Here is a 15,704-nt window from a genome sequence, read left to right on the forward strand (position 1 = left end):
CGTTAGAGGTGGCGCCGCGTGAGCGGCGCGACCCCTGGAGGTGCGCGGGATGGGTGCCATGCTGGCGCGGCGATGGCTGGCCCACATGCTGACCGTGGCCGGGATCGGCTGCCTGGCGGCGGGCGCGGGCCTGATGGTCCCGCCCGGCCTGTCCGGGCTGCCCGGCCTGGTGCCGGTCACGCAGGTGCCGAGCGTCCAGCAGTTACGCGTCATCCAGCCGCCCGCCGCCGCCGTGCCGCTGCCGGAGGCGGGGGTCGCCTCGCCCGGCGAGCTGCTGTACAGCCGGTGCCGGGAGCTCTGTCCTACCTATCTGGTCACGACCGCCGGTGACCAGTACGTCGTCCCAGGTGGTGAGGGGGCGCTCGAGCCGACCCTCGGCGAGGACTCCGGCCGGGCGAGCGTCCTGGCCGGGTCGACCAGGGCCGGGCTGTCCCCGGACGGGTGGCGGCTCGCCCTCACCGTCCGCGACGGCCTCCGGCTCGTCGACCTGCGCAGTGGGGCCACCGTGCTCGTCCCCCGGCCCGCCGACGCCGTGCCCAAGGGCGAGCTCCAGCCCTGGACGTGGTCCGACGACTCGCTCACCCTGCAGCTCCGCTACCCGCTCGACCCCGAGGGATACGGTTACCTGCACGTCTCCGTGGCCGACGGCGCGGTCCAGCCGGTCCACCTCCGGCCCGGTGACGAGCCGGTCGGGGTGCTGCTGCCCAGCCGCGAGCCGCTTTTCGCCGGGCAGCCTGCGTCCGTTGGGGGGCGGGTTCCGATCCGGCTCGGGTACGGCCGGCGGGAGGTCGGGCTTGAGGTCCGGCCGGGTGCGGAGGTCGCCGGGCGGTGGATCGACCGGGCTTCGGTCCGGGCGTGGGGGGACTGGGTCTACGGCGTCGTCGTCACCGCTGACGGGCCGGTCTCGGTGGTCGCGGTGTCCGGGCCTCTCCGGCTGCGGGTGCCGCTCGAACCGGCCGACGAGGTGCTGGGGATCGAGGAGCGGGGGGTGCTCGTGCGGCAGGGGAAGGTGATCTCGGTGGTGGGGGAGACCCGGCGGGAGGACCTGACCATCGTGCCTGAGGGCGCCACGGTCAAACTCCCGGGCGCCCGCTAGCCCTCCCGGCTCAGGTGGCCCGACGCGGTGTGGGGCCGGTGACGGCGAACGTCTCGGTCAGCCCGTCGGGCCAGACGAGGGTGACGGTCTCTCGGTGGGGATCGGTTCGCGCGGTGGTGGTCGTGACGGTGTCTTGAGCCGGGTCCGCTGGGTTTGTGGTGACGGTGGGGAGGCCGGCCGGGTCGTCGCCCAGGATCGCCGCCGCGACCGCCCAGCCGTCCGTGGCGGTGCCGTCGAGCTGGGGGACCAGGGCGGGGGCGCCGAACGCGGTGCCCGCCGGGTCCTCGGCGACGGAGGCCGCGGTGTAGCCGTGCAGCCCGACCAGGTGGGAGACCAGCCCGTTTGCCGCGCGAAGACTGATCCGGGCAGCCCCAGGGAGGTCGGTGGCGGCAGGGACGGGGAGGTCGGTGGTGGCGGGGATGGGGAGGTTCGTGGTGGCGGGTGCCGGGATTGCCCACCCGGTCTGGCGTACGGCGGAGCCGACCGGCACGCGGTGCACCCGCACCTCCACCGCGCCCCGCACGACGCTGAGGCTCTCGACCCCGCCCTCGCCTGCCGCGGAGACCCCGGCCTCGCCTGTCGCAGAGACCCCGCCCTCGCCCACCGATACGGCCCCGGCCTTGCCCGCCGATACGGCCCCGGCCGCGCTCACCGATGCGGCCCAGGCGAGTTCGCCCGACTGGCCCGCGCCGCGCGGGACGATGAGGCCGCGCGGGGGCACGGTGCCGTCCGCCGCCACCACGCCGAAGTGGTTGTCGGGCACCTCGGTGGCGGGTCCGGTGCGGGTGGAGTAGGCGTAGCGGTCGTAGAGGGGGTCGCCCACGTGGTGCTGGCTCCCGTGGTTGATCACCCGCGCCACGGCCCCGGTGTTGTGCACGACGAACCCCGGCTCGGGCAGCGCGGCCACCCCGGTGGGACCGAGCTCCTCGGTGGCCGTCCAGACGGGGTGGCCGGGCGGCAACAGCAGGCCGAGGAAGGCCTTCGAGGCCCAGTACGGCGACGCGGACCCGGAGTAGCCCTGCAGTGAAGGCTCATGCGGGCCGTACCAGCCGAGGGTGAGCAGTCCCTCGGCGGACAGCGCCCCCCGGTCGAGGAAGTGCCGCAGCACCGAGGAGGCGAGGCCACGGGTCTGGCCGGGCGACAGGGGCGAGGCGCCGGCCAGCTCCCCGGCGAAGAGCGGGGCGGCCGAGGCGAAGCGGTAGGTGACCGAACGCCCGTGGTAGAGCATGCCCCCGCTGTGGTCGAACATCAGCGCGTAGCCGCGCAGGTACTCGCCCAGCCGCTCGCCGTACACCTCGGCGGGGAGGCCGGGCACGGGCACGGTGGGGCGGGTGGCGGCCAGGTGGTGCAGGAGGACCGGGTAGAGGTGCATGGCCCAGCCGTTGTAGTGGTCGAAGGAGCGGTTGGCGCCGTCGGAGTACCAGCCGCCGCCCAGGTACCAGCCCTCGATGCGGTCCAGCCCGCGGCGCACGGCCGGCTCGTCGCCGAGGAAGCCGCCGACCATGACGGGGAAGAGCCACCAGTTGTTGTCCACCGGCTCGTGCCGCAGCGCCCCGGACAGCCAGTCGGTGACGCCGGCGCGGACGGCGGGGTCGAGGGTGTCCCACAGGTGCTCGCGGGTGAGCCACAGGCCGATCGCGATGGAGGCCGCCTCGACCATGGGCTGGGTGCGGTCGGTGATCGGCTGCCAGACCTTCGGCCCGGCGGCCAGACCGAGCCGGTACGGCGTCAGCAGCTCGGGCGGGCCGCCGCCGGCGACGCGGAAGGCGGCCAGGAGGAAGGTGCGGGCGAAGCCTTCGAGGCCGTCGCAGCCGGAGACGCTGGCGCGGCCCGGGAGGCGGACCTCTGCATGATCGTCGCTCCAGTAGGGTTCGAGCGCGGCCAGCAGGCCGTCGGCGACGGCCGCCCAGTGCGCGCGGGTCCAGCCGGTGTGCGGGCTGAGCGAACGGTCTTCGGGGGGAAGGGCGATCATGCGGCTGCCTCCAGGAAAACGCTTTCCCGGGGCAGGCTAGCACGTGATCGAACGACCGAAACGTTCACAAACGAAAGTCGGCTCGATAGGATCAGGTTGTCGGACTGCAAAGGAGCCCCCCGGTGTTCGTCGAGCAACGTCATGAACTCATCCTGCGCGAGCTGCACGAGCGCGGCTCGCTGCGGCTGGCCGAGCTCGCCGAGCGGCTGGGAGTCTCCGCGGTGACCCTGCGCAGGGACGTCGAACACCTGGCGGGGCAGGGGTTGCTCAAGCGGGTGCACGGCGGGATCACCCTTCCGGACGCCGAACGCCGCCCGTCCGGCAGCCGTGGCACCTCCTACCCTGGGCCCCCCGGTGGTCCGGGGTACGGCCCGGGAGAGGGCTGGAGTGGCGGCGAGCACGGGGGCGGCGACGGTTGGGGCGGCCCCGGCACCTACGGGCGGCCAGGCCCTGGCGGGTCGGGCACCCACGGCCAGGCGGGGCCGGGCGGCGGGGTGCGGGAGAACTTCGGGTTGCGGGACGGGTCCGGATCCTGGGAGGGGCCTGGGGCGGGCTGGGAAGGTGGCGGGCGTAGGGGGAGTGTCGGGCGGGGGCAGGCGGGTGGGCGTTCCGGGGCTGGGCAGGGTGTGGCCGGGCGCGGCGTGGCTGGGCGGGATGCCCGGTCGGGCGAAGGGGCGGCGCTGACCCTGGGGATGCTGGTCCCGAGCGCGACCTACTACTACCCGAACGTGATCAGAGGCGCCCGGGAACGGGCCGCCGAGCTGGGCGCACGCCTGGTGCTGGGCGTGTCACGGTACGACGAGGCCGAGGAGCGCATGCAGGTCGAGCAGCTCGCGGCCGGCGGCGTCGAGGGCCTGCTGCTGACGCTGTCCCGCCAGCCGGACGAGGAGCACGTGGCCTGGCTGGCCGGGCTGGACGTGCCGACGGTCCTGGTGGAACGCCGCGCGGAGCTGGGCGGCCCGGCGTCGCTGCTGGACGCGGTGGCCTCCCACCACGCCCACGGCGCCTACCTGGGCGTACGGCACCTGGCCGAGCTGGGCCACCGCCGGGTGGCGATGGTGACCAGGAACAGCCCGACCGCGCCACGGGTACGGCAGGGCTTCCTCAAGGCGGTGATCGACTTCGGCCTGCACGCCGACGGCGAGCTCGGCATCGACCAGGAGGGCCCGTCCGAGGCCCAGGTGGCGGCGGTGGTCGAGGCGATCGAGGACGGCGCGAGCGGCCTGCTGGTGCACAACGACGAGGACGCGCTCCTGCTGGTCCAGCACCTGCGGGTGGCCGGCGTGAACGTGCCGGGCCAGGTGTCGATCGTGGCCTACGACGACGAGGTGGCCGCGTTGAGCGACCCGCCGCTGACCGCGGTGGCCCCGCCGAAGAGCGCGGTGGGCCGGCATGCGGTGGACCTGCTGCTGCGCCGGATCCGGGAGGGCGCCCAGTCGCCCGGCCAGCACCTCGCGCTCCTGCCTGAGCTGCGCGTCCGCGACTCGACGATCGATCGTCGTTGACTGTGGCGTTTCGATCAATTGGCCGGTGAGATACTTTCGTTATTGATCGTTCACTAGACAATCGATCGAATGTGAGCGAATGATGTCTCATCGCGATTGATTCGCCTAAGGAGCACACGATGGGACGCAAACTCGCCGCCGCCGGCGTCCTGGCCGGCCTGACCCTCCTCGCCGCCTGCGGGAGCGGGAGCGGTTCTGGGACCGGCGGTTCTGGGACCGGAGGCGAGGCCGCCCCCGCCGGCCAGCCCACGACCGTCACGTTCTGGGGCTGGGCCAAGGGCACCCAGCAGGTCGTCGACGCCTTCAACAAGTCGCACAAGGACATCCAGATCAAGTTCGAGGAGATCCCCTCGGGCAACGCCGGCGGCTACGCCAAGTTCGCCAACGCGGTGAAGGCCGGCAACGCGCCCGACGTGATGTCCGTCGAGTACCCGCAGCTTCCCGACTTCGTCAACCAGGGCGCCCTGGAGGACATCTCCGGCGAGGTCGGCGACGTCAAGGCCAAGTACCCGGCCAACGTCTTCAGCCTGGTCGAGCTGGGCGGCAAGGCCTGGGCCCTGCCCATGGACGCCGCGCCGCAGGTGTTCTTCTACCGCAAGGACCTCTTCGAGGCCAACAAGATCGAAGTGCCCAAGACCTGGGACGACTTCCGCGCCGCCGCCGAGAAGGTCAAGAAGGCCGACGACAAGGCGCGCATCGCCACCTTCTTCCCCGACGACCCCAGCATCCTGGCCGCGCTCGCCTGGCAGGCCGGCGGCAAGTGGTTCGGCACCGAGGGCGACGCGTGGAAGGTCGCCGTCAACGACGAGGCCACCAAGAAGGTCGCCGGTTACTGGCAGGGGCTGGTCAAGGACGACCTGGTGAAGGTCCAGGCGTCCTTCTCGCAGGAATGGAACGCCGCCTTCGAGGACGACTCCCTCTGGGGCTACGTCGGCGCCAACTGGGGCGCGGGCGTCATGAAGGGCAACCACGCCGGGCAGTCCGGCAAGTGGGCCATCGCGCCCGTCCCGCACTGGGGCACCCCGGCCAGCGGCATGCTCGGCGGCACCACCTTCGGCGTCAGCAAGGGCAGCAAGAACACCAAGGCCGCGGTCGAGGTCATCAAGTGGCTCACCGGGTCGGAGGAGGCCTGGACCGCTCGGCTCTCGTCCGGGACGTCCAGCGGCTTCCCGGCCATCGCGGACCTGGTGCCGGTCGCGGCCAAGAGCTTCGACGCCTCCTTCTACGGCGGGCAGGACATCTACGCGCTGTTCTCCGAGTCGTACAAGACGATCCAGCCCGGGTGGACCTGGGGGCCGAGCATGGTGCAGGTGCTGACCTCCTTCAAGGACGCGCTGGGCAAGGTGTCCACGGGCGGGACGACGATCCCGGACGTGCTGGAGACCGTGCAGCAGGCGACCGTGGCCGAGATCAAGGGCCGCGGGCTCAACGTCGCCGCCTGATCTCCGGGTGGGCCGGGGGTCTCCCGGTCCACCCGCCTGCCCGCCGTACTCCCGGTGACGCGCCCGCCCGAAGCACCGCCTTCCGCTGGGTCGACGGGGCGGAGGGGGCGGGCCGTACTGGTGGGTGTGAGTGGAGGAGAGGGAGAGCATGACGATGAGGGCCGAGGCGCCGCCGGGCAGGGCGGGGGTGTGGCGGAGGCGAGGGGCGATCACGCTGTTCGTGGCGCCGTTCTTCGTGCTGTTCGCGCTGGTGATCGTCGCACCGCTGGGCTACGCGCTGGGGCTGAGCCTGTTCAGCGAGAAGTCCTCGGGCCTGGGGTTCGGCGGCAACGAGACGGTGTTCGCCGGCCTGCAGAACTACCTGGACACCCTGGCCGACCCGGCGTTCGCCGACGGGTTCCTGGTGGTTGCCGGGTACTGCCTGCTGTACATCCCGCTGATGATCGGCGGCGCGCTGGTGCTGGCGCTGCTGCTGGACTCGGGGCTGGCCAGGCTGACGAAGTTCTTCCAGCTCGCCCTGTTCATGCCGCACATCGTGCCCGGAGTGATCGCGGGCCTGATCTGGCTCTACCTCTACCTGCCCGGCATCAGCCCCGTGGTGGACCTGCTGGGTGATGTGGACTTCCTGGGCGCCGACCACGTGCTCGGCTCGGTGGTGAACATCGCGCTGTGGGAGTGGATCGGCTACAACATGATCATCTACTTCGCCGCCCTCCAGGCGATCCCGAAAGAGGTGATCGAGGCGGCGACGATCGACGGCGCCGGCCCGGTCAGGACCGCGGTGAGCGTGAAGCTCCCGCTGATCAGGGCCGCGGTCGTCACGACGGTGCTGTTCACGATCATCGGCTCGCTGCAGCTGTTCACCGAGCCGATGGTCCTCGACAACGTCAGCGACGGCGTGGTCAGCACGTGGACGCCGAACATGTACGCCTACACCGAGGCGTTCGCCAAGAACGACTACGGCCAGGCGGCGGCCTCCTCGCTCCTGCTGGCGGCGCTGGCCGCGGTCCTGTCGTTCTTCGTCACCAGGTGGGGGAACAAGCGATGACCAGGTTGCTGTCGCGCGGCGTCGTCAACGCGATGCTGCTGCTCGCGACGCTGTACACGCTGCTCCCGCTGAGCTGGCTGCTGTTCTCGGCGACCAAGTCGCTCCCGGACCTGTACGCGACCAACGGCTTCGCCTTCGGCGAGTTCAACCTGGGCGCGAACGTCGAGGCGGTCGCGGCGGAGAACGGCGGGATCTTCTTCCGCTGGTACCTCAACAGCGTGCTGTACGCCGGGTTCGGCGCGGCCGTGGGCGCCTTCATCAGCGTGATGTGCGGCTACGCCTTCGACAAGTACGCCTGGTGGGGCAAGGAGAAGCAGTTCGGCCTGGTGCTGCTGGGCGTGCTGGTCCCGACCACCGCCACGGCGCTGCCCCTCTACCTGCTGGCCTCGAAGGTCGGCGTGGTCAACACCTTCTGGGCGGTCTTCGTCCCGGTGCTGGTCAACCCGTTCGGCGTCTACCTGTCGCGGGTGCTGTCGGCCGGGTACGTGCCGGGCGAGGTGCTGGAGGCGGCGCGTTCGGACGGCGCGGGCGAGGTGCGGACGTTCCTGTCCATCTCGCTGCCGATGCTGAAGCCGGCCTTCGTGACCGTCTTCCTGTTCCAGTTCACCGCGATCTGGAACAACTTCTTCCTGCCGCTGGTGATGCTCTCCGACCAGAAGCTCTTCCCGCTCAGCCTCGGGCTGTTCTCGTGGAACTCGCAGGCGCACGCCTTCCCGGAGTTCCAGACGCTCACCATCACCGGCGCGCTGCTGTCGGTGGTGCCGCTGCTGGTGGTCTTCGGCTTCCTGCAGCGCTTCTGGAAGGCCGGCATGACGGCGGGCAGCGTCAAGTGATCGACATCTCGGGGGAGATCGTGAAGCGACCCAAGACGATGCTCGCGATGGCCGAGGGCGTCGCGGGGCGGATCCTGCAGGAGCCGGTCAGGCGACGGCTGGCGATGCTCGCCGACACCGACCCGGACCTCGTGGTCACCGACTTCGGCCAGGTGGACCTGACCGAGGTGGAGGTGCTCTACACCTCGTGGGGCTGCCCGCAGGTGACCGCCGAGGTGCTGAAGCGCGCTCCCCGGCTGCGGGCGATCGTGCACGCGGCCGGTTCGGTGAAGTGGCACGTCACCGACGCGGTGTGGCAGCGCGGCATCGTGGTCTCCTCGGCCGCGAGCGCCAACGCCGAGCCGGTGGCCGAGTTCACGCTGGCCTCCATCCTGTTCGCCAACAAGCGGGTGCTCGACATCGCCCGCGCCTACCGCCGCGACCGGCGCAACGACGACTGGGACGCGCGGTATCCGGGGTTCGGCAACTACCGCAAGACGGTCGGCATCGTCGGCGCCTCCCGCATCGGCCGCCGGGTGATCGAGCTGCTGCGGCCGTTCGACCTGGAGGTGCTGGTCAGCGACCCGTACCTGCGCGAGGACCTGGGTGTCGCCCGGGTCGAGCTGGACGAGCTGGTGGAGCGCTCCGACGTGGTCAGCCTGCACGCCCCCGACCTGCCCGAGACCCGGCACCTGATCGACGCGCGGCGGCTGGCCCGCATGCGCGACGGCGCCACCCTGATCAACACCGCCCGTGCCGCGCTGGTCGACCAGGAGGCGCTCACCGCCGAGCTGGCCGCCGGGCGGCTGTACGCGGTGCTGGACCACACCGAGCCGGAGTTCCTGCCGCCGGGCTCTCCGCTCTACGACCTGCCCAACGTCCTGGTCACGCCGCACATCGCGGGCTCGCTCGGCGGCGAGCTGGCCCGGATGGCCGACCTGGCCCTGGACGAGCTGGCCCGGTTCGCCCGCGGCCTGCCGTTCGAGCACGCCGTCGAGCGGGCGACCCTGTCCCGCTCGGCCTGACCGCACCTCTCACCCCCCGGAGGTCCTGTTGCCCCGCAGCAGATCCCTGCTCTTAGTGGCCACCGCGGCCACCCTCCTGGCGCCGATGGCGCTGCCGCTGCCCGTGGCCGCCCAGACCGTGGTCTCGGCCCAGGCCGCGGACCTGTCCCCGTCCCTCCAGCGCTGGCGTGACCTGGTCACCGGCGCGCCGGCGATCGACCCGGCCGCCGCCGACTTCCAGGCCGCCCTGGCCCGGCTCGACGCCTCGGCGGACGCGGCGGTCGCCGCCGGGTTCGCCGACGTCCAGGGCAACGACGGCGACACGGTGGCGCGGTACGCCGACCGGCTCCAGTCCGCCGCCCTGGCCTACGCCACCCCCGGCAGCCGCCGCCACCAGGACCAGGCCACCGTCCAGCACGTGCTGACCGGCCTGGAGTGGCTGCGGGCCAACCGCTACAAGACGGGCGCGGCCGAGCCCGGCAACTGGTGGGGCTGGGAGATCGGCGCCCCCGACCGGCTGCTCGACACCCTGCTCCTGCTCGGCGACGCCGTACCCGCCCAGCTCAGGTCCGACCTGCTGGCCGCCGTGGCGCACTTCGTGCCCGACCCGGCCCGCCGCAAGGTCTCGGGCGTCCCGGAGGTCGGCGCCAACCTGGTGGACAAGGTCTCCATCACGGTACGGCGGGGCCTGCTCGCGGGCGACGAGGCGGTGCTCGCCCTGGGCCGCGACAAGCTGGCCCCGGTCTTCGAGTACACCACCGGCGGCGACGGCTGGTACGCCGACGGCTCGCTGATCCAGCACTTCTACTTCGCCTACACCGGCGGCTACGGCAACGCCCTGATCAGGGGCGTCGCCGAGACCCTCGCCCTGCTCGCCGGCACCCCGTGGGCCACCCAGAGCCCCAACGTCACGAGCTGGATCTTCGACGGCGTCGAGCCGCTGCTCTTCCGCGGCCAGCTCATGGCCGGCGTCCGCGGCCGCGGCATCTCCCGGGCCGCCGACACCGACCAGGCCGCCGCCCGCGACCTGCTCGCCTCGATGGCCGTCCTCGGCGCCGCCGCCACCCCGGCCGACCGTGCCAGGCTGGCCGCGCTGGTGGCCGAGCACGCCCCGCACCTGACCGGCGAGGCCACCCCCGCCCAGCTCGCGCTGATCAAGCAGTTCACCGCCGGCGTCACCCCGCGCGGCGACGTGGAGTTCGCCAAGGTCTACGCGGGCATGGACCGCTTCGTCCGCTCCGACGACCGCTACGCCCTGCACGTCGCGGCGCGCAGCAACCGCGTCGGCGCCTACGAGTCCGGCAACGGCGAGAACCTCAAGGGCTGGTACACCGGCGAGGGCATGACGCTGCTCTACACCGCCAAGGGCGGCTACGACGGCGGCTTCTGGCCCACCGTCGACCCCTACCGGCTGCCCGGCGTCACCAACGCCACCGAGCAGACCTACCCGCGCACCGCCAAGGACACCGCCTGGTACGGCTACCGCCAGGCCGACCCGCACACCGGCGGCGTCGCCCTCGGCGAGCTGGCCGCCTACTCGATGCGCGTGCAGGCCGAGCCCGACCGGCACACCAAGAGGCCGATCGACCTGTCCGCCCGCAAGTCGTGGTTCACCGTCGGGGACACCGTGGTCGCGCTCGGCGCCGACATCACCGCGACCGGCGTCGCCGCCCAGACCACGGTCGAGAACCGGATGAACCCCGGCGCGGTGAGCAGCGGCGACGGCTGGCTGCACGTGGAGGGCTCGGGCGGGTACCTGTTCCCGCAGGGCATGCCGCATACGGTCCGCGAGAGCCGTACCGGAAGCTGGTCGCAGATCGGGACCGGCGCGGCCGACCCGCTGACCCGCGACTACCTGACCGCGTGGTTCGACCACGGGCCCGACCCGAAGCAGGCCGGTTACGCCTACTACGTGCTGCCCGGCGCGAGCGAGCTCCAGACCAGGACCGCCGCCCGGACCAACCGGGTGAAGATCGCCGACAACTCCGCCACCGTGCAGTCGGTGGTGGACGAGCGGCTGACCTCGCTGCGGCTGGGCGCGACCTTCTGGGACTGCGGCGCGACCGCGAACACGGTCCGGTCCTACGGCCCGGCCTCCGTCGCGCTCGCCCAGAACGGCGCCAACCTGGAGATCGCCGTCGCCGACCCGACGCAGAGCCAGGACCAGCTCCTGATCGAGGTGGCCCGCGAGGGCCGCGAGGTGGTCAGCGCCGATCCGCGGGTCAGGGTGCTCGCCACCAGCCCGACGATCAAGCTGCTCGCCGACACCAGGGGCGCGCTCGGCGCGGGCCTGAAGGTCGCGCTCAAGGTCAAGCCCACCGCCAAGCCGGCGCTCAGCGCCCTCGACTGCGCCGCCGCGAAGCGGCCGGTCGAGGCCGACGGCTACGTGCGCGGCGGCAGCTACGCCGCCCAGAACTTCACCGGCCAGGGCCTGCAGGTCAAGCACGTCAACGACAGCGAGAGCTTCGTCCGCCAGACCTTCCTGCGCTTCGAGCGGCCGGCCGGCGAGGTGGGCCTGGCCAAGGTGTGGATCAACGGCGCGACCGCCGACAACGACGGCACGGTGACCGGCTACACCCTCTACGAGGTGCCGGACACGACCTGGCAGGAAGCCACGCTCACCTGGAAGAACAAGCCCGCGCTCGGCCGCGTGGTGGGCAGCGTGACCATCTCCGGCCGCACGAACGCGTGGTACTCGATCGACGTCACCAAGCACCTGCGCGCCGGCCGTCCGGCGAGCTTCGCGCTGGCGGGACCGCCGGTCGGCAACAAGACGCTGGCCTCGGTCTTCCGCGACCGCGAATCCGGCGCGACCGCGCCCTACCTCCAGGTCTGGGACATCCCGGAGCTGCCGCCGGACCCGCCGCACCAGGCGGCCACCCGGCACGTCGACTGCCAGGCCCCGGCCGGCGGCGACGGCAGCGAGGCCAAGCCGCTCAACAGCCTGGCCGCGGTCAACGCCCGCGAGGTCGGGCCCGGCGACGTGGTCAAGTTCAAGGCCGGCACGGTCTGCACCGGCCGGCTGGAGCCGCTCGGGTCCGGCACGGCCGACAAGCCCGTCCTGTTCACCTCCTACGGCGAGGGTCCCAAGCCGATCCTGCAGGGCGACGGCGGCACCTGGACCGTGCACCTGGTGGACAACTCGCACCTGACCCTGGAGAAGCTGCACATCACCAACCCCGCCGCGCAGCAGGCGCAGCGGACCGGCGTGCAGTACAACTCGATCTCGGCGGAGCCGAAGGCCGGGATCGTCCTGCGCGACCTGGAGATCTCCGACGTCGCGGGCTGGGGCAACAAGACCGGCGCGAACAGCAGCTGGTACACCTACTCCGCGGCGATCAGCGTCCAGGTGCTGCCCGAGGGCGTCGGCGGCGCGATCGACGGCCTGCGGATCGAGGGCAACTACCTGCACGACGCGGGCGGCGGCGGGATCAAGATCTCCCGCATCGGCAACGACTACCACCGCAACGTGGTGATCAGGGCCAACACCATCCGCTCGGTGGGCGGCGACGGCATCGTCGTGCACGCCTCCGACAAGCCGCTGATCGAGCACAACCTGTTCGACGACGGCGGCGGCGGCAAGTACCCCTACGCCGACGGCAACTTCGCCGGCATGTGGCCGATCAACTCGGTCGACCCGGTCTTCCAGTACAACGAGGTCACCCGGCAGCGGCCGTCGATCTACGACTCCACCGCCTGGGACTGCGACGGGGCGATCAAGGGCACCTGCCTCTACCAGTACAACTACTCCCACGCCAACGGCGGCGGCTTCTACCTGGGCTGCCAGGGCTGCACCGAGTACCCCAACTTCAAGGCGACCGCGATCCTGCGGCACAACATCGCCCAGGACGACTGCCGGATCAAGTCCAACGACGGCGCCCCGCTCTGGCTGATCAACAACACCTTCTACTGCGCGAGCGAGCCCGTGGACTTCGCCGTCCCGGCGGCGAGCACGAAGCTGGTCAACAACGTCATCTACGCCCGCGAGGGCTCGCTGCCCAGCGCGACGTACGAGGCCAACGCCTACTTCGGCGGCATCGCGGCCCCCGCCGCCGACGCGCGGGCGGTCAAGGCCGACCCGCTGCTGGAGGCGCCCGGCACCGCCACCGGGCTGGGCCAGGCGCTCGGCTACCGGCTCACCGAGGGCTCCCCGCTGCTCGGCGCCGGGGTGCGCACCGAGGGGCTGGGCGAGCGCGACTACTTCGGCAACCCGATGGCCGAGCGGGTCAGCATCGGCGCGTACAGCGGCCCGGCCGTGCCGAAGCGCGTCTACGAGAAGCTGTCGGACGCCTACAACCTGGTCGGCGTCTCCAGCGACCACAACCCCAACGTCGGCGGGCTCGGCCGCTCCCGGCGCAGCTTCTCCGGCCAGGCCCTGGAGGCCGAGGGGCTCAGGCCGGGCGGCGTGCTCGCCGCCGGAGGCGTCGAGTTCACCTGGCACCCCGCCCCGTACGGCACGCCGGACGTGGTCAAGGCGGCCGGCCAGCAGATCAAGGTCAGCGGCTCCGGCAGCCGCCTGGTCTTCCTCGGCTTCGCCACGCACGGCGCCCAGAGCGGCACCGGCACGATCGCCTACACCGACGGCAGCACGGCGCCCTTCACCCTCGCGCTGCCCGACTACTGGAGCGCGGGCGAGGGCCTGGTCGTCCAGGCGGACTACCACAACAAGCCGCAGACCAGCTACAAGGACCCGCTCAGCGGGCGCTCCACCGAGTCCAAGACGGCGATCTTCACCGCCTCGGTCCCGCTGGAGCCGGGCAAGACCGTCGCCTCGGTGACGTTGCCCGCGGGCACCCCGCTGGCCGAGGCCGGACTGCACCTGTTCGACCTCAAGATCGGCGGCTGACGGCGGTGAGGGGCATCCTGCTCGCGCTGGTGGTGCTCCTCACCGCCTGCTCCACCGGCCTGCCGCCCGGCGTGGTGGCCACCGTGGACGGCCACCCGGTCGTCCAGGCCGAACTCGACCGGGCGCTGACCGGCGCCCGGGCCGAGGTGGCCGCCGCCCACGCCGGGCGGATCCCGGCCGACCGGCTGCGCGAGGCGGGGATGGCGGCAGCCGTACGGGAGAAGGTCCTGCGGCTGTGGGCGCACGAGGCCGGGCTGCTGGCCGACCCCGGCGAGCAGGCCTTCCAGGCGGCGCTCGCCGCCGAGAACGAGCGGCGGGCGCGGGCCAGAGCCGCCGGGCGGCCCCTGCCCGGCGTGCCGTCCTACGACCAGCACACCTACGCGCGGATCCAGGCGGCCGAGTTGCGGAACGCGCTGGAGAGCCGGATCGTTCTGGACGAGACGGCACTTTCGTCGCACTACCGCGAGCTCACCGCCTCGGTGACTGCGCCGCCGACCTACGAGGAGGCGCGGGAGCGGGTACGGCTGTCGCTTGCCCGGCGGGAGTTCGAGCGGGCGCTGGCCGACCGCGTCGCGAAGGCGGTGGTGCGCGAGCCGTAGCATGGGGGCGGATACATGATGGGGGACTGGTTCCAGCACAACATCATCGCGACAGGGCGGCTTCCGCTGTTCTGCTTCTTCGCCGCGCTCATCACCGCCTTCCTGTTCACCCGGGTGAACGTGCGGCTGATCCGCGCCAAGGTGGGCTGGTTCCGCAACGTCAACGTCGGCGACATGCACATCCACCACGTGGTCTTCGGCGTGGTGCTGATGCTCGGCGGCGGGGTGGCCGGGCTGCTCGTCTCGTCGGTCTCGCAGTTCTGGTACGCGGTGGCCGCGGGCGTCTTCGGCGTCGGCGCGGCCCTGGTGCTGGACGAGTTCGCGCTGATCCTGCACCTGCACGACGTCTACTGGGAGGAAGAGGGCCGCACCTCGGTCGACGCGGTCTTCGTGGCCATCGCGGTCACGGGGCTGCTGCTGATGGGCCTGCGCCCGCTGGTGGCCGACTTCGGCGGCGTCTGGCTGCCGGTCGCCAACCTCCTGCTGGCCATCGTCACCCTGCTCAAGGGGAAGATCTGGACCGGCCTGGTCGGCCTGTTCGTGCCCGGCCTCCTGCTGGTCGGCGCGGTACGGCTGGCGCGGCCCGGCTCGCCCTGGTCGCACTGGTTCTTCGTGGGCCGCCGGCCCCGCAAGCTGGCGACGGCCATCCACCGCGAGGAGCGGTGGCGGCGGCCGGTGATCCGGGCGAAGATCGCCGTCCAGGAGTTCGTCTCGGGCCGGCACGACCTGCCCTCGACCCGCAAGCGGCGGCCGGAGTGAGCGTGCTGCCCGATCCCCAGCGAGAAGCCCTCGACCGGCTGCGCCCGCTCTGCGAGGAGCACGAGCTGGGCGTCGCGGGCGGCTGGGCGCTGCGCCTGCACGGGCTGGACGGGCACGCCGGCCCCGGGCTGAGCCTCGTCACCGCGGCCGAGACGCCGCTGCCCGCGCTCGCCGGCCTGGTGCGGGCCACGGTGCCCGAAGCGGGCTGCGAGGTACGGCTGGCCCGCGAGCCGCTGCTCCAGCCGCTGGTGCGGCGCGAGGGCGTGCTGGTGGCCGGGCTCGACGACGTGGCCGGGCTCAAGGTGCGCGCCCTGGCCGGACGCGGCCTGCCCCGTGACGTCACCGACGTGGCCGCCGCCGCGCGCGTGTACGCCTGCCGGGCGCTGGAGGAGCTGGCCCGCGCCCGATCGGCCGACTTCTCCGTGCACGAGCTGCGCACCCGCCTGGAGTTCGTGGAGCTCATGGCGGACGAGGAGTTCGGGGCGCCGCCGGAACGGGTCGCGGAGATCCGCCGCTTCGCGCTGGGCTGGATCGAGGAGATCCAGCTCCGCCGGGCCGAGGAGGGCGACATCGACGTGGACGACCCCGGCCTGCCCGAGGTGGACTAGCCGGGGCCGTCGG

General features: G+C 72.5%; 11 protein-coding genes. 10 read left to right on the top strand and 1 reads right to left on the bottom strand.

Annotation, left to right across the window (positions count from 1 at the left end):
* Window positions 1-49: 49 nt before the first annotated feature.
* Window positions 50-1,096: a hypothetical protein gene (locus tag AB0I67_RS05345; protein ID WP_357917898.1), complete on the top strand. Its 1,047-nt coding sequence runs from the start codon at window positions 50-52 to the stop codon at window positions 1,094-1,096.
* A gap of 10 nt (window positions 1,097-1,106) precedes the next feature.
* On the opposite strand, the gene AB0I67_RS05350 is transcribed toward AB0I67_RS05345, so the two are convergent.
* Entirely contained in the window at window positions 1,107-3,068 is a 1,962-nt protein-coding gene (locus AB0I67_RS05350; RefSeq protein WP_357917900.1) for a DUF2264 domain-containing protein, read from the bottom strand.
* Between the two features lie 122 nt (window positions 3,069-3,190).
* Here AB0I67_RS05350 and AB0I67_RS05355 point away from each other — a divergent pair, with 122 nt between their 5' ends.
* From AB0I67_RS05355 to AB0I67_RS05395, 9 genes are all read left to right on the top strand, one after another.
* Window positions 3,191-4,573, top strand: coding sequence for a substrate-binding domain-containing protein (locus AB0I67_RS05355; protein WP_357917903.1), 1,383 nt, complete (start codon window positions 3,191-3,193; stop codon window positions 4,571-4,573).
* Between the two features lie 119 nt (window positions 4,574-4,692).
* Window positions 4,693-6,015, top strand: a complete 1,323-nt coding sequence (locus AB0I67_RS05360; RefSeq protein WP_357917906.1) for a sugar ABC transporter substrate-binding protein — start codon at window positions 4,693-4,695, stop codon at window positions 6,013-6,015.
* A gap of 148 nt (window positions 6,016-6,163) precedes the next feature.
* Window positions 6,164-7,063 (top strand): sugar ABC transporter permease, encoded by a 900-nt coding sequence (locus AB0I67_RS05365; RefSeq protein ID WP_357917908.1) that lies wholly within the window; start codon window positions 6,164-6,166, stop codon window positions 7,061-7,063.
* Window positions 7,060-7,896: a carbohydrate ABC transporter permease gene (locus AB0I67_RS05370; RefSeq protein WP_357917911.1), complete on the top strand. Its 837-nt coding sequence runs from the start codon at window positions 7,060-7,062 to the stop codon at window positions 7,894-7,896. The genes AB0I67_RS05365 and AB0I67_RS05370 overlap by 4 nt, the downstream gene beginning before the upstream one ends.
* Before the next feature lie 20 nt (window positions 7,897-7,916).
* Complete coding sequence (locus tag AB0I67_RS05375) at window positions 7,917-8,900, top strand: hydroxyacid dehydrogenase (protein WP_357917914.1); 984 nt, start codon at window positions 7,917-7,919, stop codon at window positions 8,898-8,900.
* A gap of 28 nt (window positions 8,901-8,928) precedes the next feature.
* A complete protein-coding gene (locus AB0I67_RS05380) occupies window positions 8,929-13,725 on the top strand; it encodes a polysaccharide lyase family 8 super-sandwich domain-containing protein (RefSeq protein ID WP_357917917.1) in 4,797 nt (1,598 codons plus the stop codon).
* Between the two features lie 5 nt (window positions 13,726-13,730).
* Window positions 13,731-14,324: a hypothetical protein gene (locus AB0I67_RS05385; protein ID WP_357917920.1), complete on the top strand. Its 594-nt coding sequence runs from the start codon at window positions 13,731-13,733 to the stop codon at window positions 14,322-14,324.
* A 15-nt stretch (window positions 14,325-14,339) separates the two neighbouring features.
* Window positions 14,340-15,083 (top strand): hypothetical protein, encoded by a 744-nt coding sequence (locus tag AB0I67_RS05390; protein ID WP_357917923.1) that lies wholly within the window; start codon window positions 14,340-14,342, stop codon window positions 15,081-15,083.
* A gap of 2 nt (window positions 15,084-15,085) precedes the next feature.
* Window positions 15,086-15,691: a hypothetical protein gene (locus tag AB0I67_RS05395; RefSeq protein WP_357917926.1), complete on the top strand. Its 606-nt coding sequence runs from the start codon at window positions 15,086-15,088 to the stop codon at window positions 15,689-15,691.
* The last annotated feature ends 13 nt before the right edge of the window (window positions 15,692-15,704 follow it).

The organism is Nonomuraea sp. NPDC050310 (assembly GCF_040655795.1).
Lineage (GTDB): Bacteria > Actinomycetota > Actinomycetes > Streptosporangiales > Streptosporangiaceae > Nonomuraea.

What these genes read in the sequence shown, in the direction of transcription:
- AB0I67_RS05345 (WP_357917898.1), top strand. Translation starts at nt 50, where the DNA reads ATGGGTGCCATGCTGGCGCGGCGATGGCTGGCCCACATGCTGACCGTG.
- AB0I67_RS05350 (WP_357917900.1), bottom strand. Translation starts at nt 3,068, where the DNA reads ATGATCGCCCTTCCCCCCGAAGACCGTTCGCTCAGCCCGCACACCGGC.
- AB0I67_RS05360 (WP_357917906.1), top strand. Translation starts at nt 4,693, where the DNA reads ATGGGACGCAAACTCGCCGCCGCCGGCGTCCTGGCCGGCCTGACCCTC.
- AB0I67_RS05365 (WP_357917908.1), top strand. Translation starts at nt 6,164, where the DNA reads ATGACGATGAGGGCCGAGGCGCCGCCGGGCAGGGCGGGGGTGTGGCGG.
- AB0I67_RS05370 (WP_357917911.1), top strand. Translation starts at nt 7,060, where the DNA reads ATGACCAGGTTGCTGTCGCGCGGCGTCGTCAACGCGATGCTGCTGCTC.
- AB0I67_RS05390 (WP_357917923.1), top strand. Translation starts at nt 14,340, where the DNA reads ATGATGGGGGACTGGTTCCAGCACAACATCATCGCGACAGGGCGGCTT.